21 protein-coding genes are annotated in these 19,928 nt (G+C 59.7%); 6 read left to right on the plus strand and 15 right to left on the minus strand.

Translation table 11 applies throughout. The features are described from left to right. Window positions 1-109: 109 nt before the first annotated feature. The 3 genes from O9H32_RS01125 to O9H32_RS01135 all read right to left on the minus strand — a co-directional run bounded on the left by O9H32_RS01125 (window position 110) and on the right by O9H32_RS01135 (window position 3,652). Entirely contained in the window at window positions 110-937 is an 828-nt protein-coding gene (locus tag O9H32_RS01125) for a DUF92 domain-containing protein (RefSeq protein WP_269863871.1), read from the minus strand. Between the two features lie 148 nt (window positions 938-1,085). After that, entirely contained in the window at window positions 1,086-1,718 is a 633-nt protein-coding gene (locus O9H32_RS01130) for a fumarylacetoacetate hydrolase family protein (protein WP_269863872.1), read from the minus strand. Window positions 1,719-2,185: 467 nt separating this feature from the next. Further along, window positions 2,186-3,652 (minus strand): CapA family protein, encoded by a 1,467-nt coding sequence (locus O9H32_RS01135; RefSeq protein ID WP_269863873.1) that lies wholly within the window; start codon window positions 3,650-3,652, stop codon window positions 2,186-2,188. Window positions 3,653-4,051: 399 nt separating this feature from the next. Between O9H32_RS01135 and O9H32_RS01140 the strand changes: the two genes are divergently transcribed. After that, entirely contained in the window at window positions 4,052-4,801 is a 750-nt protein-coding gene (locus O9H32_RS01140; protein WP_269863874.1) for a metallophosphoesterase family protein, read from the plus strand. Between the two features lie 190 nt (window positions 4,802-4,991). Next, the gene (locus tag O9H32_RS01145; protein WP_269863875.1) at window positions 4,992-6,215 is read left to right on the plus strand and encodes an MFS transporter; all 1,224 of its coding nucleotides are present in this window, start codon (window positions 4,992-4,994) and stop codon (window positions 6,213-6,215) included. A 149-nt stretch (window positions 6,216-6,364) separates the two neighbouring features. Here the strand turns inward: O9H32_RS01145 and O9H32_RS01150 are convergent, their stop codons facing one another. Beyond that, the gene (locus tag O9H32_RS01150; RefSeq protein WP_269863876.1) at window positions 6,365-6,865 is read right to left on the minus strand and encodes a DinB family protein; all 501 of its coding nucleotides are present in this window, start codon (window positions 6,863-6,865) and stop codon (window positions 6,365-6,367) included. A gap of 313 nt (window positions 6,866-7,178) precedes the next feature. Further along, window positions 7,179-7,817 carry an O-methyltransferase gene (locus tag O9H32_RS01155; RefSeq protein ID WP_269863877.1) on the minus strand — a complete coding sequence of 213 codons (639 nt, stop codon included), beginning with the start codon at window positions 7,815-7,817 and terminating at the stop codon, window positions 7,179-7,181. A 156-nt stretch (window positions 7,818-7,973) separates the two neighbouring features. Here O9H32_RS01155 and O9H32_RS01160 point away from each other — a divergent pair, with 156 nt between their 5' ends. Continuing rightward, window positions 7,974-9,155, plus strand: coding sequence for a THUMP domain-containing class I SAM-dependent RNA methyltransferase (locus O9H32_RS01160; RefSeq protein WP_269863878.1), 1,182 nt, complete (start codon window positions 7,974-7,976; stop codon window positions 9,153-9,155). 243 nt (window positions 9,156-9,398) lie between these two features. Here O9H32_RS01160 and O9H32_RS01165 read toward each other — a convergent pair whose 3' ends face one another. The 7 genes from O9H32_RS01165 to O9H32_RS01195 form a co-directional block, all read right to left on the minus strand. Beyond that, complete coding sequence (locus O9H32_RS01165) at window positions 9,399-10,316, minus strand: exopolyphosphatase (protein ID WP_269863879.1); 918 nt, start codon at window positions 10,314-10,316, stop codon at window positions 9,399-9,401. Window positions 10,317-10,635: 319 nt separating this feature from the next. Continuing rightward, entirely contained in the window at window positions 10,636-11,448 is an 813-nt protein-coding gene (locus O9H32_RS01170) for a DUF2935 domain-containing protein (protein ID WP_269863880.1), read from the minus strand. Between the two features lie 130 nt (window positions 11,449-11,578). Then, window positions 11,579-11,854 (minus strand): hypothetical protein, encoded by a 276-nt coding sequence (locus tag O9H32_RS01175; RefSeq protein ID WP_269863881.1) that lies wholly within the window; start codon window positions 11,852-11,854, stop codon window positions 11,579-11,581. 531 nt (window positions 11,855-12,385) lie between these two features. Further along, complete coding sequence (locus O9H32_RS01180; RefSeq protein ID WP_269863882.1) at window positions 12,386-13,873, minus strand: esterase-like activity of phytase family protein; 1,488 nt, start codon at window positions 13,871-13,873, stop codon at window positions 12,386-12,388. A gap of 244 nt (window positions 13,874-14,117) precedes the next feature. Further along, a complete protein-coding gene (locus tag O9H32_RS01185; RefSeq protein ID WP_269863883.1) occupies window positions 14,118-14,345 on the minus strand; it encodes a DUF1450 domain-containing protein in 228 nt (75 codons plus the stop codon). Between the two features lie 35 nt (window positions 14,346-14,380). Continuing rightward, window positions 14,381-14,683, minus strand: a complete 303-nt coding sequence (locus tag O9H32_RS01190) for an iron-sulfur cluster assembly accessory protein (protein WP_269863884.1) — start codon at window positions 14,681-14,683, stop codon at window positions 14,381-14,383. A 229-nt stretch (window positions 14,684-14,912) separates the two neighbouring features. Then, window positions 14,913-15,056, minus strand: a complete 144-nt coding sequence (locus O9H32_RS01195) for a hypothetical protein (RefSeq protein WP_269863885.1) — start codon at window positions 15,054-15,056, stop codon at window positions 14,913-14,915. 162 nt (window positions 15,057-15,218) lie between these two features. Here O9H32_RS01195 and O9H32_RS01200 point away from each other — a divergent pair, with 162 nt between their 5' ends. Next, window positions 15,219-15,584, plus strand: coding sequence for a winged helix-turn-helix transcriptional regulator (locus tag O9H32_RS01200; RefSeq protein WP_269863886.1), 366 nt, complete (start codon window positions 15,219-15,221; stop codon window positions 15,582-15,584). Between the two features lie 30 nt (window positions 15,585-15,614). After that, window positions 15,615-16,724 carry a sporulation integral membrane protein YtvI gene (gene ytvI / locus O9H32_RS01205; RefSeq protein WP_269863887.1) on the plus strand — a complete coding sequence of 370 codons (1,110 nt, stop codon included), beginning with the start codon at window positions 15,615-15,617 and terminating at the stop codon, window positions 16,722-16,724. Between the two features lie 182 nt (window positions 16,725-16,906). Here the strand turns inward: ytvI and O9H32_RS01210 are convergent, their stop codons facing one another. The 3 genes from O9H32_RS01210 to O9H32_RS01220 all read right to left on the minus strand — a co-directional run bounded on the left by O9H32_RS01210 (window position 16,907) and on the right by O9H32_RS01220 (window position 18,700). Further along, window positions 16,907-17,356, minus strand: a complete 450-nt coding sequence (locus O9H32_RS01210) for an SgcJ/EcaC family oxidoreductase (protein WP_269863888.1) — start codon at window positions 17,354-17,356, stop codon at window positions 16,907-16,909. A gap of 40 nt (window positions 17,357-17,396) precedes the next feature. After that, entirely contained in the window at window positions 17,397-17,624 is a 228-nt protein-coding gene (locus O9H32_RS01215; RefSeq protein ID WP_269863889.1) for a hypothetical protein, read from the minus strand. A gap of 158 nt (window positions 17,625-17,782) precedes the next feature. Then, entirely contained in the window at window positions 17,783-18,700 is a 918-nt protein-coding gene (locus O9H32_RS01220; RefSeq protein WP_269863890.1) for an AraC family transcriptional regulator, read from the minus strand. Window positions 18,701-18,824: 124 nt separating this feature from the next. Here O9H32_RS01220 and O9H32_RS01225 point away from each other — a divergent pair, with 124 nt between their 5' ends. Continuing rightward, the gene (locus tag O9H32_RS01225) at window positions 18,825-19,835 is read left to right on the plus strand and encodes a glycoside hydrolase family 130 protein (RefSeq protein ID WP_269863891.1); all 1,011 of its coding nucleotides are present in this window, start codon (window positions 18,825-18,827) and stop codon (window positions 19,833-19,835) included. The last annotated feature ends 93 nt before the right edge of the window (window positions 19,836-19,928 follow it).

Raw genomic sequence — 19,928 nt, forward strand, 5'->3', positions numbered from 1 at the left:
TGGTCACTTTTATTATCATCGTCTCGATCCTGGTTGCCCTCGGCATCTCTGCCGCAGCGATCTACGTTACGAATAAAGCTTACTCCCGCAAGCAAGACGACGACGACATCTAGGCGAAGAGAAGGCTGAGCGACAAGGCTACCACACCGCCGAGCGCCGAGCTGAGGCCGTTGACGAAATCGTTCGTCATCCAGGCCCATCCCCGGACCGGAACCGCCGCTGCCCCGCAGTGGCGGTTTTTTTCGATGTCCCGGCCGCAGACGGAGCAGCGGTACATCGCCTGAAGGACGGCGCCGAGCCACGAGTCGGCGAGCGAGCCGGCGAGACCTGCCGCCAGGCCCAGTGTGCAGAGCGCGGCGGCGGAGCTCACGCTGCCCTCCGGCAGCATAGAAGCCGCCGGCAGCAGACCGAAGGCCCACGCGGCGGCGCCGATGAACAGGCCGCCCGCGGCGGAAGCCCCCAGCCCGAGCGGCGTGACGCCGCCGGAGGTGCCTGCCGCTACAGGGCGCAGCGAGATAATGGACCGCGGGGCGGTCCGGCTCAGCCCGCCGACCTCCGTGGCCCACGTATCGGCCGTGACGGTGGCCATCACCCCGATAAAGGCGGCCCACCACGCCGGGTGCGGGAAGAAGGCCGCGCCGAGGCACAGGAGCAGGCCGAGCCCGCCGTTGGCGAGCACCTGGCCCGCATCGCGACGGCCGGACTTCGCGTAGCCTTCTTCGGCTGCCGCTTTGCGCCTCGCCTTCCACTTCGACAGCAGGGACGAAGTGATGAAGAAGGCGATCAGCGTGCCGAACCAGGCGGCGCTGCCCGCCGCATACATCAGAGTTCCGAGCAGAACGGCGGCCAGGAAGCCGGATAAGGCCAGAGAGCGTTTGAGATAGGCCGCTCCCGCAATCGCGGTACTTCCGAGCAGCCCGATAAGCAGATCGCTCATCATGCGGCACCTCCTATTAGAACATGTAGTGTAGGTAATCGTGCAAGAGACGCGCATACCGGCAGGACGCCATGAAAGGGGTATGGACCGCTCTCCGAGGAGGAGAGACGGTCCATACCCCTTGTGCCTGCCCGCAGCGCAGTAATTATCAGCCCCCAAAACGTGCCGTGAAAGCTCCCAGCTGCTCGTCTCCCCAGAGAAGTTCGAACCGGTCGCCCTCCCGCACCGCAGCCACGCCAGCCGGCGTGCCCGTGTAGATAATATCGCCGGCTCCAAGCCCGTAATGCTCCGCGATATAATCGATAATCACCTGCAGGTTGAAGATCATATCATTCAAATTCCCCCGCTGTACCTCTTCTCCGTTGCGCTGCAGGGTGTATTCCACCTGCTTCACCTGCTCGAATCCAGGAAACGGCCGGAAGGCGGTCAGTGCCGCGGAATTCAGGAAGCCTTTGGCCGGCAGCCAGGGATGCCCCTTCTTCTTGATGACCGACTGCACATCGCGCAGCGTAAAATCGATGCCGAGCGCCATGCGGTCGACGAGTTCGTCCACGGCGATTCCCGGCTCATAAGCACGGCCCACATGCAGGACAAGCTCCGCTTCGTAATGCACTTCGCCGCGTCCTTGCGGCAGGGAGATCTCGCCTCCATCGATCGGCGTAAGGGCATGCGTCGGCTTCGTGAAGATCATCGGCTCCTCCGGAATGTCATTGCCAAGCTCTGCTGCATGCAGTCCGTAGTTGCGTCCCACACAATAGATGTTGCGGATGGATTCGTTCATTAGGGCATCGGTCCTTTGTATGTAAGATAGTATCAATCCGGTGAGTATAACTCCCCATAGTGACGCTTCGTGCCTAAGGTGTCTTGACTTGCCTACATTATAAATCCCTGCCTCTCAAAGCACAACGGTTCGGCCGCGCTCACTGTACAGCGTGGGAAGGTACACCGTTCCCCGGCTTGAACGTCCGGCTGCAGTGGTACTCATCGAGATAGCCGCAGGCCCGGGCAATTCGAACTCCGCGGCAGATCTACCGGGGCCCGCTCCCCGCTAGCCTGTGGAGCCAGCCCAGTCTGCCTCCTCCTAAGGCCAACGGGCTCTCGCGGGGAAGCACTGCGGGAGCACGCCCGGCGCAGCAAGGCGCAGCCTAAGTACCAGGCATGGGGAATCAGGCCCTAACCTGATCCTTCGCCCACTTCTCATCAGCCCAAAGAAGGCCGTCATCCCCATGGGGATGACGGCCTTCTTCGTTATTCTTTGACGGATGCCGCCGGTTTCTTGGCACTCTCCGCCTTCGTGCTCTGCGTGCCGCCGGACGTCTTGCTCTCGCCCGTCTTGGCGCCTGTCGTCGTCTTGCTCTTCGCCGGCTCCGCGGTCGCCTTCGAAGAGGACGATGACTTGGCAGCCGGTCCCGTGCCGGAAGAGACGGCTCCACTCTTCTTCTCCGTCGTCTTCAGAGGCAGCGGCAGCGGTGACGCCGGCTTCGCCGGGGCCTTGTACGGATTGACTTCGCCCGCCGTCACTTTGCCCTCTCCGTCCACCTTGGCATTATAGGAGATACGCGTGAGCTTCTCGAACAGCTTCTTGCCCTTGTCCGCTTCCATCGGCACCGGCTGCGCCCATTCCGTATGAATCGGCACGAGGCTCAAGTCGCAGCTGCGTTCCTTGGAACAGCTGGCATCGAGAATCATGCTCTCGAGCGTGTTCGGATTCGTATTGGTCGTGAAGATAAAATTGCCGAGGCTGTAGGCAATCCACTTGCCCTTATAGAGCTCGAAGCCCTGCACCACGTGCGGATGGCTTGCGACGATAAGATCGGCCCCCGCATCAATATACTGGCGGGCCAGATCCCGCTGCTTCTCGTTCATCCGCTCCTCCCGTTCTTCTCCCCAGTGGGCGAGAACGACTACGAGATCCGCTTCTTGCCGGGCCTTGGCAATAGATTCCAGAGGCCGCTTCACTGAATAGGACTCCGCGAGTCCGGGCTTGTCCGCTCCCGCGAACCAGGAGGCTTCGGGCAGCACCTCGGAGAACCCGAGAAAAGCGATCTTCACTCCTTGGCGCTCCACGAGCTCATAACGGTACGCTTCATCGGCGTTCTTGCCTCCGCCGACCCTCCGGATCCCCTGCGCATCAAGGTGGTCCAGCGTGTCGAGCAGCCCTTTCTCGCCATAGTCCATGGAGTGGTTGTTCGCCACGTTCACGAGATCCACTCCCGCGCCCTTCAGTTCCGGCAGGGCCAGCGGGGAAGACCGGTAGACATACTCCTTGGACTGTGCGGTACCGCTGGTCGTAATCGGGGTTTCGAGGTTCGCGATCGTCAGATCCGCCTTCTCGAGGTAGGGCTTCACTTGCTCAAACGGGTAGGCATACCCGTTCTTCTTCAAGATGTCCTCGACCTTGCCGGCGAACATCACATCCCCGACGAAGCTGAGCTTCACCCGCTGCCCGCCCGCTCCCGCCGGCGGCGCTGCACCCCCGCCGTCTCCGGCTGTGGATGAGACCGGAACAGTCCCCGGCACCGGTTCCGCAGGTGCTGCGGGAGATGCTTCAGCGGCAGGTGAAGGCACAGGCTGCACTGGCACGGCCGCAGGCTGCTCAGCCGCAGCGGCAGGCGGTTCGCCTCCCCCTCCCGGCCGGGGCCCTTCCAGCCAGCCGATCAAATAAATGAAAGCGCCGATCGTCACGGCGACGAGGCCTGCGATTTGGACCCACATCGTTTTCTTGAATTTGCTCGCTTTCTCCTGCTTATGTTTCTCCGAACGCGATTGAATCGTAACCTACTCCTTTACCCTGTTTCTGCTGCGCTGCAGCGGGAGCCGGCAGGGCATGCCGGGCTTCACGGACGAATCCGCCGTCCGCCGCTTATTTTCGTGTTCCCATTATACCAGAACGTTCCATCCCGGTCATGGGCCTTTATTCCAAATTTTATCGGGGTATCCGGCGGGCGGTTCGGTGCGGACCTACTGGCGCGAGCGCTTGTAACGAAGGGCTCCGCCTCCATGTCCGGGCCAGATTCTCCGCTCGGCCTGGAGTACGGCCGGGGCCGATTTTCGCCTGTTCCCGCCCTTGTGATATAATGGAAGGCAATCTGAACGCAAAAGGAGGATGCCGCCATGGAACGCATCGCTCTCATCTCGGATATCCACGGCAATCTTCCCGCGCTGGAAGCGGTCGAAGAAGACCTGCGCTCCCGCGGCATCCGGCGGGTCATATGCCTTGGTGATCTCGTAGGCAAGGGACCTCAGCCCGCCGAGGCGGTGGAGAGGATCCGCGGGCTCTGCGAGCTTACCGTACAGGGCAACTGGGATCACGGCATCGGCACCCCGCAGGAGAAGGAAGCGGGCCTCTGGCAGCAGGAGCGGCTCAGCGCCGAACAGCTGCAGTATCTCGGCGGCCTGCCGTTCGCTGCGGACCTGCTCCTGAGCGGCCGGCGCATCCGCCTCGTCCATGCTTCGGCGAAGAGCGTCTACCACCGGGTCTACCGCAAGTCCGATAAGAAAGAGAAGCTCGCCATGTTCGATAACACGGAGGCTGCAGGCGGCTTCCTCGGAGGAGACCAGACGCCGGATGTGGTCGGATACGCCGACATTCACGTGCCGTACCTTCAGACACTGAAGTCGAAGCACCGGCAGGGGCTCCTGCTGTTCAATACGGGTGCCGTGGGCGCACCGTACGACGGCCTCCCCCAGGCCAGTTACATCATTCTGGAAGGCGTACCGGATTCGGAGCGTCCCGGGCCTTTTTCGGTACAGATGGTGCGGGTCCCTTATGACACCGAACGTGCCATTGCGATAGCCGAACGCGTCGGTCTGCCGCAGCTCGAACGCTTCCGGTACGAAATGCGAACCGGACTTGAACAATAAGCGGACTCATTCATAGCAGCCCCTCACATGGGAGACAATGATATCCATGGAGAACGGCTGATCTTGGGTCCGCCGTCCCTCCGCCGCAGACAAGCTTGCCGCTTCGATGCATAGAGCAACCGGCCGGGTGGCCTGCACACGGAATGGAGCCCGCCGGTACGGATTCATCATAGAAAAGAGGCGATACCGTTTGCCCGGTTGGAGAACCAATCTTACCGTTCTTTGGGTGGGCCAATTCCTGGTTATGGCCGGCATGACCATGATCGTTCCCTTCCTCCCCCTGTATCTGCAGGAACTTGGGGTCACCGAACCTCATGCCCTGGCCACTTGGTCGGGCATCATCTTTGCCGGCAACTTCGTGACTTCGTTCGTCTTCCAGCCCCTGTGGGGCGGCCTCGCGGACCGGTACGGCCGCAAGGTCATGCTGCTGCGCTCGGGCTTCGGCATGGCGGTCGTGATGACGCTGATGGGCTTCGCCACCGGACCTTGGCACCTGCTCCTGCTGCGCCTGCTCAACGGCACGATCTCCGGATTCGTCCCCGCAGGCGTGGCGCTTATGTCCGCTACCGCCCCCCGCGAGCGGATGGGCTTCGCCATGGGGACGCTGCAGTCAGGCTCGGTCGCAGGATCGATCCTCGGTCCGCTGTTCGGGGGACTGCTCGCCGAGTGGATCGGCTTCCGGTATATCTTCTATATTACGGGCGGACTGCTCTTCCTTGCCTCGCTCCTGGCCGCCTTCCTGGTCAAAGAAACGTTCGACAGCAAGGCGGCAGCCAAGAAAGCAAAACAGTCCATGGCCGCGGCATTCGGGCAGCTGAGACGCATCCCCCAGCTGCCAGCGCTCTATGCCGTAACATTCCTGATCCAATTCTCACTCCTGAGCGTCCTCCCGCTGCTTCCCTTGTTCGTGCAGCAGCTGCACGGGTCAGGAGACATGCTGGCGTTCTATGCAGGGCTCGTCGGTTCCATCACCGGCTTCTCCAACATGATCGCCTCGCCCCTGCTGGGGCGATGGTCCGACCGCATCGGCCCTGAGAAAATTCTCGCGGTATGCCTGGTCGGCGCTTCAGTGGCTTCCATTCCACAGGCGTTCGTACATAACGTGTGGCAGCTGTTCGCGGCCCGGTTCTTCCTCGGGATCTTCCTCGGAGGCCTGCTGCCGACCGTGAACAGCCTCATCCGCAAGTATACGCCCGGCGGAATGGAGAGCCGCTCGTACAGCTTCAACTCCAGCGCCCTGAGCCTCGGCAATATGCTCGGGCCTGTCGTCGGCGGCTTCGTATCGGGATATGTGACGATCCAGCAGCTCTTCCTGATCTCTTCGGTCCTGCTGTTCGTCAACGCGGTCTGGGTGTACAAATCGCTGCTTAGCCGGGTCAAAGGGACGGGTCCTGCAGCGGATTCGTCGTCCTAGCCTAGAAGGGCCGCCCAAGCCGATATAGCAGCAGACTTCGCAGCTTGCCAACTGGAGGGCATGCAGAAGAGCCTCCGTCCGTGACGATCACGGGCCCGGAGGCTCTTTAATTAGGTATACGCCAGGCGGGCTCTAGAGCATGCTCCCCATCAGACCGGAGCTTCCATGCCCATAGCGGACCACTCTTCCTTGGAGGGACCGTACATCCCGGTCACCGGCAGACCTGCCTGACGCATCAGGATGGTGAGCTGGCCGCGGTGATGGATCTCGTGCTTGAGGAAGATGTACAGTGTCTCCCCCTTGGTCCAGCTCTGGCCGAAGAGATTCACCGTCTCCGCAAGCGATTCATTGCTCCACTGCTTCTGTACCGCCTCCAGTATAGCATGGGTTACCTGCCGGTAAGTCCCGGCAATCGAAGCGGCGGAAGCAGGCACGGGGCTGTCCGCAGCCGGGGCCTCGAAGGCCAGACCGGCTCCCGTCAGAAGCCCTTGCTGGGTATGTACGAGATGCCAGGCCAAATGGCCGAGATTCCGGTAGCCCGGTGCAATCTCTTGGGCGAGCGATGCATCCGTCAATGCATCGAGCAGCTTTTGGGTAGCTGTCGACTCATTCTCGTACTCGGCAATAAAGCTTTGAATCGTGGGATACATAGATTAGCCTCCATTTCGGGTGGTGGGTTCTGCAGACTCCGACGCTGCGGACTGCTTTCTTCCAGTATACCCAAGCTCTGCTGACAACAGGCTGTCAGCGATCGAAGCCCTTCCTCCCCAAAATAAAAAATACCGCTCCTGGCCGCCCTAAAGGAGGAGGAAACGGTATCGCTTGGATATCCGGAGCATATCCGGCTTGGGGCAGACTAGCCGGACATGCTCCGGAGCGACACAGGGGTTGAAGTGCATCCATAGCAGCGTGCACAGAGAGCCGCCTACTGCCCGGCAGGCCCTTCCGCATTTTACAGCCCCCTTAACGGACCCTCGCAAGGGCAAGCCCGTCGTAAGCCGGCAGCATCACGCCTTCGAGCCGCGGGTCCCCGGCAATCATCCGGTTGAACTCTCGCATGCGGGTCACCCCGCTGCCCTTCTCCTCAGGATTCGTCGTCTTGCCGCGCATGAGCAGGTTATCCCCGATAATCAAGGCTCCCGGGTTCGCCAGCCGGATCGCCCACTCGAGGTAGTTGGGATAATTCCCTTTATCCGCGTCGATGAAGAACAGGTCGAACTTCCGGCCTTCTTCCTCCAGCGTCTTGAGACTGTCGAGCGCTTCGCCGATCCGGTACTCGACTTGATCGCCGTACCCCGCTTCCTCCAAATGCCTGCGTGCTACGGCCGCATACTCCGGGCTGAGCTCGAGCGAGTACAGCCGCCCGCCCTCGGGCAGTCCGCGGGCCAGGCAGATGCCGCTGTAGCCGCCGAGCGCGCCGATCTCAAGAACCTGCTTTGCCCCCGAGATGCCGACAAGCAGCGTAAGCAGCCGGCCGTATCCCGGCGCGATCGAGATATCGCGGATGCCGCCGGCCGCAAGGCCTTCTTTGACACGCTGGAGCTGAAGGTCCTCCCCATACAGGGATTCCATATATTGTTCGGCTGTTTCCTCCGCTGCCATTCCTGCCATCTCCCTTCACATCACCTGAAAGATCGTATATCTAAGCATCATATCGGACCCGGCGTTGTATATTCCGGCCCAATCTCCTATACTAGAGTATTGTATGGCTTTTGCCCCAGGAGATCAACCAGACTGAAAGACGGAGTGAACATTACCATGTCTATGGATAAGATAGAATTGATCGCCACCGCCCCGATGGGGCTCGAAGCGGTCGTCGCCCGCGAAGTGCGGGAGCTCGGCTACGATGAGATTACGACGGAGAACGGAAGAGTGACGTTCAAAGCCGATCTGCTCGCCATCGCCCGCGCCAACCTGTGGCTGCGCACCGCCGACCGCGTGCTTGTGAAGATGGGGCAATTCGAGGCCCGCACCTTCGACGATCTGTTCGAAGGCGTGAAGGCGCTGCCTTGGCCGGACTGGATTCCCGAAGATGCGGAATTCCCGGTCGAAGGGCGGTCCCACAAATCCCAGCTGTCGAGCGTGCCCGCCTGCCAAGGGATCGTGAAGAAGGCTGTCGTGGAGAAAATGAAGCTGGAGTACGGAACCGAGTGGTTCCGCGAGACCGGCGGCCGCTATGTGATCGAAGTGGCGCTGCTGAACGATATCGCCACGATTACGCTCGACACGACCGGCCCCGGCCTCCACAAGCGCGGATACCGCAAGCTCGTCACAGAAGCGCCGCTCAAAGAAACGATGGCGGCGGCGATGGTGCTGCTGAGCCGCTGGCAGGCGGAACGCCCGCTCTATGACCCGTTCTGCGGGTCGGGCACAATCCCGATTGAGGCGGCCATGATCGGTTGGAACATCGCCCCGGGCCTGCGCCGCACGTTCAACAGCGAAAGCTGGCCCGTCATCCCGCAGGAGCTGTGGGAGCAGGCCCGCGAAGAGGCGTACGATCTCGTGCGCGACGACGTGCCGCTGCAGATCACGGGCTCGGACATCGACCCGGAAGCGGTCGATGTGGCGCTGGCGGCCGCCAAAGCGGCGGGCCTCGCGAAGGAGCTGCGCCTCGAGGTGCTGCCCGTGTCGAAGATGGCGTCCCGCGGCGATTACGGCTGTATCATCACCAATCCGCCCTACGGCGAGCGGCTCGGCGACCAGAGAGAAGCTGAACGCGCTGTGCGCCAGCTCGGCTCGATCTACGTCCAGCTCCCGACATGGTCGGCATTCATCCTCTCTCCGGGGAAGCAGCTCGAGCTTCATATCGGCCGCCCTTCGGACAAGAAGCGCAAGCTGTTCAACGGCCGGATCGAGTGCAACCTCTACCAGTATTTCGCTCCCGGCGGCCTCTACGGCTGGCGCAAGGACAACGGCAGCGGCAAGAGCCCTGAAGCGTGATTTCACGCTTAGGGCTTTTTTTGTCGCGGCGGGATGGGGATGGATGGGCGGATGGCAGCGGGCCTTACGGCGAACTGCCGATCAGCCTGAGCAAATGCTTGGAGGCAGGCCGCCCACTGAGTAGGGTCTAGCCCGATCCGGTACAGATCCGGCGGATCTGTGGCCTTCCGGACTGGCTAGACGGCACGCGGAAGCCCCCGCAGCCGTTACCCGGCCGTGGAGGATTTCCTTATCCGGTACGGTCTACCCGTCCGACTTCATTGAAGAGATCAAATCGTCCAGCACGCGGTCCGCTTCCTCGTAAGGCACCTGGCATGTTCCTGCCGCCTGGTGTCCTCCTCCGCCATGCTGGAACATCAGGGCGCCGATATTCGTCTTCGACGAGCGGTTCAGGATGCTGTGGCCGCAGGCGAAGACGCAGTTCTGCTTATTGCGCCCGTCGATCGCCCAGATCGACACGTTCTGCTCGGGATGCAGCGCATAGACCATGAACCGGTTCCCCGGGTAGATGGTCTCCACACCGCGCAGGTCCGTGATGATCACATTCCCATCCGTGCGGGTATGCTCTTCCAGCATCGCCCGGTACTCCCGATCCAGCTCGAAATACCGTTTGACCCGCTCCTGCACGTCGGGCAGATTCAGGATCTCCTCTGAGGACATGTGGGCGCAGTGCTCCACAAGATCCTCCATCAGCTGGTAGTTGCTGATCCGGTAATCCCGGTACCGGCCGAGCCCTGTCCGGGCGTCCATGATGAAGGACAGCAGATCCCAGCCCTTCGGCGTCAGAATGTCCTCTCGCGAGAACTGGGCGGAGTCGGCCTTGTCCACACCGGCCATAATGTCGTCGATGTCGCCGAACTTGTCCCTGCCGCCATAATAATCGTACACGACCCGTGCTGCGCTCGGTGCGATCCGCACTTCGCCTTCGTATACCGCCCCCATCTCCTGCGTGCGCTTCACTTCGCTGGAATGATGATCGAACCACAGGCCGCAGCCCGGCACATACGGGACATTCGCAAGTATGTCATCCGCCGTTACTTCTACGGTGCCGTCCTGCATATCTTTGGGATGCACGAATTTCATTTCATCGATCATACCGAGCTTACGCAGCAGCATGGCACAGACCAAGCCGTCAAAATCCGAACGTGTAATGAGACGCATCTAAGGCCCTCCCGGTAAATTAGTTCAATAGAACTATTTCTATAGTCACGATCATTATAGATGCTGCACCAATCGTTTACAATCACATTTGTCACACTTTGGCTGAATTTCCCATCCCCGCAAGCCCCACGCGTGGCTTCGCCGGAAGAGCCGGTTCCTTCCTTACAGTCTGCCCGATGAGCCCGCCAATCTTGCAAGGAATTCCCACAGTTCGCTCCGGCGAGTTACTTTCTACGAATTCAAAAAAAGCATACTCCCGCATCCTGAAGGACACAAAAGTATGCTTGATACACTTTTTACTTGCGGGACAGACAGAGAATCAGCCTTCCGTCCGGCTCCGGGTCGGATCGCAGCCCGGCGGCTTCACCTCCGCCGTCTCCGACAGCTTCACGAGATAGTAGCATTCCTCCCGCGCCATATGATCGGCCATCAGGGGTGTGAGCGTGCCGAGCGCTTCATTGCCGAGCCTCAGCTCCTCCAGCTCGCTAAGAAACTGGCGGAAGAGCACCATCTCCAACTCGACTTCCCGGTTGAGTCGGGCCAGCGCGGGGAAGCGCTTCTGATGCGTCCGCAGGAATCCTGCCAGCTCGACCGCCTTCAGGTAATAGTCGCGGAACTGCCGGTCGAACGTCCTCGCCATCTCGGTCAGCCGGGTCTCCGACATGTCGATCTCCCCGGCGATGGAGGCCGCATGGCCGTATGCGTCCTGAAGCCAGACCAGGTGATGGTGCAGCTCGCCCCAGACCGGCGCCGGCTGCCCCGCAGACAAATAACCGAGAATTCGAAGATACTCCTCCAGCTCGTTCACCATATGGTTCAGGAAGGACGGCGACAGCCGGAGGCCGATCCGGCCTGTCAAATGGCGCTCCAATAGATGGAGCTTAAATCCCCTGAAGGCCTGGGCTTCCCTGGCCGCCTCGCCCGTCAGCTCCAGCAGCGCTGCCGCGGACAGCCCTCCCCGGGCTCTCTCCAGCAGGCCGTCCAGGGTGCCGACGAACGCCGACGCCTTCTCGAGCTCCGCCGTTTCGTCCGCCGATAAGCCTTCCTGGATGAATCTCGCGTGGTCGCCCAGCACCTGCAGCCAGAAGCGGTGCTCGAACAGCGCCGATCTCACAAACCCGTTTGCACTCATGCGCAGCCTCCTGCTTCTCCCTCTAGGGAATATGTAAGGTCAAGAGCATGATATGCACAAAAGCCCAGATGGTGTCTGGGCTCGAATCAGCAGATGAATGCCACGGGAGAGTATCTGTCGTTCGTCGGACTTAGGAATTGCTGGCAGTCTTCACCCGGCAATCCAGATAATCGAACAGCGGCAGGAACACATCGTTGTTCGCTTCGCACCGGACCGACAGCTTTACCTCTCCGCGCCAATAAAAATTAATGATTTGCCGGCTGCGGCCTTTGACCATCTCCACATCCCAATACGGCGACGTCAGCTCATAGACGTCACGGTTCACGAACATCTTCGGCCCTTCACTGGATAAAAAGACGCCTACGAAATCCTTGCCCACCTTCGTGTAAAATCCTTTTCGGCTCATAATGCTGCGTTCCTGCTCCGGCATTCCCGTCCACTCCTTCATTTCTGATCAAAGCCCAATCCTTCCAAATCAAAAGGACTCCCCGGAAGCGGGAGCCTCATCTATTTGCGTCGCGCAGCGCCCGAGAACAGCCGGCAGCCATAACTCGGCGCTTTGCGGCGCATACCGTTGTTCCGCGTCCCCACCGTTCGGGCCGCTTCGGCAGCTAAACTCGGAATTTGTCTGATTATGCAAAAGAATTCATCTTTAAGAATAAGAGATGGGAAGCACCGGGTATATAGTTCTTAGTGCCTATTTTTTCACAATTAGATCATGATTGGACCTAACTCATGCCAAAACAAGATAAACGGCTTCGCCGTCCTTTAAGGGCGATGCGCATTTATAAGAATATCTAAGCGTACAGGATCGAGCCCTGGCGAGATCTAAATGATTAGATACTAAAAAAGACCCGTTATCATAACTCATAACAGGTCTTCCATCAACGTCCAAGCCAAGGGGACTGCCGGCAGCCCCCTCTTCCCTCCCCCGCTTTTAGCGCAGGTCTTCCTTCAACCGGATCACCTGGAGCTGTGTCGGAGCTTCCTTTACTTTCAACGCCCCCTGCTCGTCGTAACCGTCGACGCCAAAATCGTTGTCGTTGACCACGGCCAACGTATTCTTGTTGACGACCGCCAGCCCTTCGAGCTTCTCGAACGGGTAGCCCAGCTTCGCTACATCGGCGATGAGCTCCTTGGATACAGGCACGATGCCCTGCTCCCGGATCTCGGAGAGGCTCATCGCCTCAAGCTTCCCGCTGTGCGGGCTGCCGAGCAGGTTCGTCGCCTTGGAGAAATCCGCTCGGTAGATACGCTTGATCTGCGCCTCGGCTCCGGCATTCTTATCCCGCTCGTCTACGAGTAGGACATCGCTACTCAGGGCGGCGAGGTCGCTGATCACGACGTCCTTCTGCTTCACGCCCTGGAAGAGCTCCGCATTCTCGGCGATATACACGTACTCGCCCACCACCTTCTTCGAAGCGGCCTCCAGCTTCAGAATGCGCAAAGCGCGGGACGCTTCGCCGGTCTTCTTGTCCGGCACGGCCATCGGGCTCTGGATCGAAGCGTACAAGAACTTGCCGTCCGGCGAAAGGCTTACACCCTCGAAGCCCCGGTTCGGAATCCGGCTGGCGTACATGCCGGGAAGGATATCGTGAATCTCCGTCTGCGCGCCGGCTGCCGTCATGCTCTCCTTCATCCCTTCAGGGACCAGGCGGCCGACAATCGTACCGTCCCGCTTCACCTGCACGAGCGACGGGCGGTACTCGTCCGACAGCCAGAACGTATCATCCGCCGGATTGTAGGCGATCCCTTCGAGATCCAGCCCGTCCGGGTCATAGGGGAGCCCCTTCGATCCCGATACATCGTACGGCACTTCGTCGGGGCCCGGGATGTTCGGCAGACCCGTGATGTCGGCCGTCCCCGTTACCTTGTCGGTCTTACCCGCGGGCAGGTGCAGCTTGATCGTCTCGAGCACTTGAATCTCCCCATTCGCCGCTTTGATCTTGTAGATCCGCGGCACATAGGAGACATCCGGGAACGTACGGAGCTTGTCCTTGCCGAATTCGCCGTTCGGCCCCCGGTCTGCCAGCGTGTAGAACGTATCCTCCGGATCGCCAGGCAGGTGCAGCAGGCCTGAGAAGCCGCCCTCCTTCAGCGTGCCATTGAGAGCGCCAGGCGCTTTCCACTCATGGACGGCGGCGATCTCCGGCTTGTCCTTCAAGCGGATCGCCCCGTTCCACTCGTCCCACTCCACCTGCTTGCCGAGTGCCTCGCCGAGCGCACGCACCGGCAGGTAGGTGCTGCCGTCGATGACGACAGGTTTCTTCTCCAGTTGGAGCTCCTTGCCTGCGGACCAGATGCCATAAGGCGCCGGAACCGCCTGCCCTCCCTCCGGAGCCGCTGCGGCCCCCTGTGCGGCCAGCAGCGTTACCACCGCCGCCGATACGGCGATCCGTTTGATGCCCTGTCTTGTTGTAGTCATTGTGCGTTTCTCCTCCATAGGTATGTACTTGGTCTCTCCACTCACTGTTCCCCAGCATAAGTCCGCAATGTTTTGACCATGTAAACGAGATGTGAAGAAATCATTAAGATTGGCGTCAAGCAGTCCGGCAGCACGGCAGGCGCACAGCAAAATAAGCCTCCCCCTGTCCGCCGGGACAGGAAAGAGGCTTATTCGACTCCCGCAGCCGCAGAGTCCGCTTCCTGGGGGAAACGCACGGCTCGATTCAGGATTTCTTGATGTATTTCGATGCCTTCTCGATCGCCTCATCCTCTGTCTTGCCGGTTACATACCGGCCGTTCACGAAGATGAAGGCAAAGCGAGAGCAGGGACCGCAGTAGGACTTGCATCCCACCTTAATGTCCGCGTCAGGCGCGAGCTTCTGAAGCTTGGAAAGGGTGGTTTTCATGCGCATATGCTTGCATTTGTCGCACACCCGGATATCATTGGCCATGCGGGCAGTTCCTTTCTATTCCAAACACGCCGCTCTTAGTGGTCGCCGTGGTTGCCTTTGCTCGGATTCGTGACGGCGAAGCCTTCTTCCGGTACATAGAAATAGTCGATACGGATCCCGTCAAGCAATGGCTCGTCCTTCTTCAGGATGACATCGATCTCCTTGTCTGTCGACACCACTACATCTTCCTCGGTCGGCGTATCCATCGCCATGCCGTAGTGGGCATGGTCGCCATGCGAGTGTGTAATATAAACGCGAAGCTTGAGTTCTTTGTTTTCTTCCTGCTGCAGTTCGGCCTGAAGCACTTTAGCGGCGTTGCGCGAAATTTTGACGTTCATTATGAGGGCCATCTCCTACTTGTGCGTTTTCAATTCATTGTACGCAATCGGGGCCGGGAAATCAACCGTTACCTCTTGGGCGGGATCTTCGAGAAGCCCCGTTTTAACTTCAAGCTTTAATTTTCGTTTCTAATAATTGATTGTCGTCAGATTACTTCCTTCGTAAAGGTATTCAGGTATTCTTCGTTAAATCCATAAGCGAATGCCGCTCCAGCAGCCTGCAAGTGAGTCAGATCCCCCTACCGCTACCTGCGTGCCCGTCCATCCGCTCGCCGACGCCCCGCTGCTCGTAATACCCGTAGGCGAGCACCGATACCCCGATGAAGAGCACTACCATAACCAGGGAGTAGAACAGCAGAATCCGGTTGAACATGCGGGATTCCTCCTGATCTCCCCCCCATTTGCCATTTGGGTGCTTCTGTTCTACTATGGAAAGTAGCCGGCGGAATGCATCGTTCGTATACTCCGTATAACTACTTGCCCGTTCATAACGGAAGCCGCCGCATCACCCACCGAAAGCGAGGTTGACGAGAGCATGACCTTACATGAAAGCGTAACGGCTTCGACCAAAGAACCCGGCAATTACATACCGAAGACCCCTGAATCCGTGGAATGCTCTATTGAGAAAGCGCTGGATGTGATCGGAGGCAAGTGGTCCTTCCTGGTGATCCGCGAGCTGTTCTGCGGCAAAAAACGCTTCGGCGAGCTGCAGCGCAGCATCCAGTCCGTCTCGCCCAAATCGTTGACGGATACCCTGCGCCACTTGGAGGAATACGGCGTTCTGGAGAGAACAGCCTATGCCACCGTTCCCGTGACGGTCGAATACTCGCTCACCCCGAAGGGCGAAGACCTGCACCAGATGATCAAAGAGATGAAGATGTGGGCGGCCAAATGGTGCTAGCCTGATCCGCTAACCGAGGTGACGTTGACCATGATCTCTTTTTACCGCAAATATTACAAAACGGCGATCGACATCGGTCTGCTCGTCCTCACCGTCTATCTGTTCATGTCCGCCTTCAGCTACCTGTACCGGATTGCCACACCGATCTTCATGGCCTTCGTGATCTATCTGATCATCGAGCCGCTGGCCCGCGCCCTGCACCGCAAAGGACTGAAGAAATCGATCGCCTCCGCGCTCTCGACGCTGGTCTTCGTGCTCGTCATCCTCAGCGCCTTGACCGGAGTCGGCGTCATCTTCACTTCCCAGATCATCAACCTGAAGGACAAGCTGCCGGAATACGCGGCCGTGATGGAGAGGGAGATTGTCGAGCGCACCGATCAGCTGCAGGACCGGCTGGGGCCGCTGCCTACGCAGGATCTGATTAACCGGGCCAAGGAATTCTCGACCGAAATCACAACCAAAGCCACCCAGATTGCGAGGAATTTCCTGACGAGCACGTTCGTCATGCTGACCTCCTTCTCCACGTTCGTCGTCAATTTCGTCATCGGGATCATTCTCGCCTACTTCCTCAGTATCGAGATTCAATCCTGGAAGCGGGCCGCTGCCGAGAAGACGCCGAAGACGTTCCTGAAGGTGTTCCATTTCTTGCGGGAGAACGTCCTGATCGGGATCGCAACCTATCTCAAGGCTCAGGCGAAGCTTATCTCGATTACCTTCGTGGTGATTTTCGTATCGCTGCTCATTCTCGGCGTCAACAACGCGTTCTCCGTCGCCCTGCTCGCAGCGGTATTCGACGTACTGCCCCTGCTCGGGGTAGCGACACTGTTCATCCCGTGGATCATCTACCTGCTCATCGTGAAGCAGACGACGCTTGCGATCTCGCTAGCGGTGCTGCTCCTCATCGTAGTCGGCGTCCGCCAAATCCTGGAGCCCAAGATCACCGGGGATTCGCTCGGCGTCTCGGCGTTCACGATGCTCTCGTTCATGATCATCTCGCTCTCGTTGTTCGGCATCGCCGGGGTGATCCTGTCGCCGGTGCTGATCATTCTGATCAAGGCGCTATATGAAAAAGGCCATCTCAAACGCTGGATCCGCATGCCGGACGAAGAATACGAGCCGGAGCGGCCGAACCCGTTGTAGGCATTACTATCACCGGCCCGGGACTGCATCGTACCGGCGCGCATTGCCAAAGAGGAGGATCCCAGGATCCAATGCCATTTAGTTAAGGTTATCTAAATGACATTGCCCCAGGGTCCTCCTCTTTGGCGTAGATTCGAGATCAGGCCATCCGCGCCGCTTCGCTGCAAGCCATCCATCAGCCGTTACTTCAGCAGCTCCCGCAGCTCCTGCGTCATCCGTTCGGCCAGATCGGGCCTTCCATGGAACTGGGCGGGGGTGTTCTGGAAGAGCTGAATCCTCCACGATCCTCCCGTCTGTACGGCAAGCACCGTATGATGGGCATTAACCGCGGGATTCAGCTCCGCCTGTCCCCGGGGGACCATCCCTGCTGACGCACGCAGCAGAGCGGTGCCTTCTCCGAGCAGATTCACACGCAGGACTTTGGCCACATACCGGGCAGTAGGATGGTTCGCGAAGATGGGGGCCAGGTGGGCATAGATTTCCTCCGGGCCGGCCGATATGCTTCCGTCATATCCGATGCTCTCGCCCTCCACGGCGAACAGATCGGCCATGGCCCGGGCATCCTGCCCGTTCCAAGCCTCAAGCAGCTGCCGGTATAACGCCTTGATATCGTTCTCTGCTGGAGAACTCACACGCATACCTTCTTTCGCGAAACATCATAAGATGCCGAAGCTAGAGATATCGCTCGGCCCGCTCCGTGAACCAATTCATGAGCAGCAGGGTGACCGCGACATCGTCAACAGGCAGGAAGTTGAGCAAGTCCGGCGCAACCCAGTAGACCAGCACCGGTACAGCGAAGAAAAGCTTCTCGCGAAGCGGCACTTTGGGCGACCGAAGCAGAGGGAGAATGCGGCGGAAGACATGCCCCCACCGGCGCATCGATAACAAGCGGGTCCACATACGCTAACCTCCTTCTAAGGGACAAACTGGACAAGCTGGATACCACCAGTATACCCGACTTTCGATCCCAAGCCGAATCCAGCGGTCCAGTGGTCCAGCGTTCCTGCGCTCACCAGAAGCTCGCGGCACCAGCCTGCCTATCCCGGTCAGCCTCTGGATCACGTTACTCCATCCGGCTCCCTGCCGGCAGCTTCGGAGCGGCGCCCGGACATAAGGCTGCGGTATTCCGTCGGAGTTACCCCTTTGTGTACCCGGAACAGCCTGTTGAAGGTCTGGAAGGACCCAAAGCCGGCCTCCAGCGCCACATCGAGCATCCGCATGTCGGTGGATGCGAGCAGCGAGCAGGCATGACGCAGCCTCACCTCATGAAGAAGCTTGGTGAAAGGGATGCCGGCCTGCCGCTTAATCGCCTCGCTGAGCTTGGAAGGATGATAACCGAACCTCTCCGCCAGGCGGGCCAATTGCAGCTCCTCCCGGTAATGCGTGTGGATATAGCGAATGACCGGCCAGACCGACGGCACGTTCGCAGACGAGGCATTCCGCACAGGGCGCACCTGACCGGGGCCGGCTCTAGCACGGTGAAACCGCAGCAGCACCTCCGCCAGCTTCAGCCTAAGCAGGAACGTTCTCGCCTCGCCTTCTCCCCGGTATTCCTGCAGCATGTCCCGGAATACCGCTTCCATCCCCTCCCTCTGCTGTCCTTCCAGCGTCACATAGGGGGACTCCTCCGTTTCGGCGAACAGCAGACCGGACATCGATTCTTCTTCACGGAGGATCGGCAGCAGAAGGCCCAGGTCGAACATTAAGTTATACAGCTTCAGGGCGGAGCCCGGCTTCGCCGATATCTCGTGCACTTGGTATGGCAGCAGCAGGGTGAAGACGCCGGGCCGCATGGCATGCGGGCCGCCGTTGACGGTCTCGGTTCCTTCGCCTTCCGTGACGAGGGAGAACTCGAGGAAGTCGTGCCGGTGGGCCGGGAAGCGGCCCTCGATCCGGTTGAGCGACAGATGAAAAGGAAAGCCCGGATCAATATACGGATAATCCGTCAGATGTTTGTTCCCGGGAAATGCCGTCATGGGTGATCAGCCCCGTTTCCGGAAATTTTGAGAGAGTTCCATGAAGGAATGAGAGGGTTCTTTTCTCTTTTTACTTTATCATGAAAACGTATCCTATTCCCCCTAAAGTAAAGGAGACCGACCGATGACCACTCCTTTGATCGGCCCGCTGTCCTCTGCGCAGATCATCCGCCGCCATCCGGCCAACCCGGTGCTGCAGCCCTCCGACGTGCCTTACAAGCCGGCTCTCGTGTTCAATGCCGGCGTGACCAAGTTTCAGGGCCGGTATATTATGGTATTCCGCAACGATTACGGCGATACCGGCGCACAGACCCTGCTCCCGAGCCGCACGACCAACCTCGGTCTGGCCTACAGCTCCGACGGTATCCACTGGGAGGTGCAGCCCGCTCCTTGCTTCGGCCTCACGGACAAGGAGATCATCCGCACATACGATCCTCGCCTGACCGTGATCGACGGCCGATGCTACATGTGCTTCGCGGTAGATACGATGCACGGCATCCGCGGCGGGATCGCCGTCACGGACGATTTTGAGCACTTCGAGGTGCTCAGCATGTCGGTGCCCGACAACCGCAATATGGTGCTCTTCCCAGAACGCATCGGCGGACAGTATGTCCGGCTGGAACGGCCTATGCCCGTGTACAGCCGGGGGCGGGACCGCTTCGATGTCTGGATATCCGACTCGCCCGACCTGCGGTATTGGGGGAATGCGAAGCTGCTGCTCGGCGTCGAGGATCTGCCGTATGCCAACGATAAGATCGGCCCCGGAGCTCCTCCGGTGAAGACGGCGAAGGGCTGGCTGACGGCGGTTCACAGCGTCGATCTCGATCCATCCCGGGGCAAGAACGGCTGGGAGCCCGCCTGGAAGAAGCGGTACTGTGCCGGACTCGCCCTGCTAGATCTTGAAGACCCGAGCCGGGTCGTCGGCTTGTACCGGGAGCCGTTGATCGCGCCCGAAGCCGCCTACGAAGCAGAGGAAGGCTTCCGCACCCAAGTCATCTTCCCGGGCGGCATGGTGCTGGAAGACGACGGCGAAGTCAAGATTTACTATGGCGCCGCCGATACGGTGGAGTGCGTGGCGACGGCCCATGTGGACGATCTCGTGAAGCTTTGTCTGGATGGAGGACCGAAGCTTTAACGCTATGCCGGCGGCATGCAGCCATGGGACCGCGGGCCGCCGTCTATGGAGAAAAACCGTGCGCAGCCTCTGCCCGAATGGGGAGGATACGCA

The organism is Paenibacillus caseinilyticus, assembly GCF_027533645.1.
GTDB lineage: Bacteria > Bacillota > Bacilli > Paenibacillales > NBRC-103111 > Paenibacillus_G > Paenibacillus_G caseinilyticus.

Excerpts from the sequence above, each read along its gene's own strand:
- O9H32_RS01125 (WP_269863871.1), bottom strand. The coding sequence starts at position 937 with ATGAGCGATCTGCTTATCGGGCTGCTCGGAAGTACCGCGATTGCGGGA.
- O9H32_RS01130 (WP_269863872.1), bottom strand. The coding sequence starts at position 1,718 with ATGAACGAATCCATCCGCAACATCTATTGTGTGGGACGCAACTACGGA.
- O9H32_RS01135 (WP_269863873.1), bottom strand. The coding sequence starts at position 3,652 with ATGTGGGTCCAAATCGCAGGCCTCGTCGCCGTGACGATCGGCGCTTTC.
- O9H32_RS01140 (WP_269863874.1), top strand. The coding sequence starts at position 4,052 with ATGGAACGCATCGCTCTCATCTCGGATATCCACGGCAATCTTCCCGCG.
- O9H32_RS01150 (WP_269863876.1), bottom strand. The coding sequence starts at position 6,865 with ATGTATCCCACGATTCAAAGCTTTATTGCCGAGTACGAGAATGAGTCG.
- O9H32_RS01155 (WP_269863877.1), bottom strand. The coding sequence starts at position 7,817 with ATGGCAGCGGAGGAAACAGCCGAACAATATATGGAATCCCTGTATGGG.
- O9H32_RS01160 (WP_269863878.1), top strand. The coding sequence starts at position 7,974 with ATGTCTATGGATAAGATAGAATTGATCGCCACCGCCCCGATGGGGCTC.
- O9H32_RS01165 (WP_269863879.1), bottom strand. The coding sequence starts at position 10,316 with ATGCGTCTCATTACACGTTCGGATTTTGACGGCTTGGTCTGTGCCATG.
- O9H32_RS01170 (WP_269863880.1), bottom strand. The coding sequence starts at position 11,448 with ATGAGTGCAAACGGGTTTGTGAGATCGGCGCTGTTCGAGCACCGCTTC.
- O9H32_RS01175 (WP_269863881.1), bottom strand. The coding sequence starts at position 11,854 with ATGAGCCGAAAAGGATTTTACACGAAGGTGGGCAAGGATTTCGTAGGC.
- O9H32_RS01180 (WP_269863882.1), bottom strand. The coding sequence starts at position 13,873 with ATGACTACAACAAGACAGGGCATCAAACGGATCGCCGTATCGGCGGCG.
- O9H32_RS01185 (WP_269863883.1), bottom strand. The coding sequence starts at position 14,345 with ATGGCCAATGATATCCGGGTGTGCGACAAATGCAAGCATATGCGCATG.
- O9H32_RS01190 (WP_269863884.1), bottom strand. The coding sequence starts at position 14,683 with ATGAACGTCAAAATTTCGCGCAACGCCGCTAAAGTGCTTCAGGCCGAA.
- O9H32_RS01195 (WP_269863885.1), bottom strand. The coding sequence starts at position 15,056 with ATGTTCAACCGGATTCTGCTGTTCTACTCCCTGGTTATGGTAGTGCTC.
- O9H32_RS01200 (WP_269863886.1), top strand. The coding sequence starts at position 15,219 with ATGACCTTACATGAAAGCGTAACGGCTTCGACCAAAGAACCCGGCAAT.
- ytvI (WP_269863887.1), top strand. The coding sequence starts at position 15,615 with ATGATCTCTTTTTACCGCAAATATTACAAAACGGCGATCGACATCGGT.
- O9H32_RS01215 (WP_269863889.1), bottom strand. The coding sequence starts at position 17,624 with ATGTGGACCCGCTTGTTATCGATGCGCCGGTGGGGGCATGTCTTCCGC.
- O9H32_RS01220 (WP_269863890.1), bottom strand. The coding sequence starts at position 18,700 with ATGACGGCATTTCCCGGGAACAAACATCTGACGGATTATCCGTATATT.
- O9H32_RS01225 (WP_269863891.1), top strand. The coding sequence starts at position 18,825 with ATGACCACTCCTTTGATCGGCCCGCTGTCCTCTGCGCAGATCATCCGC.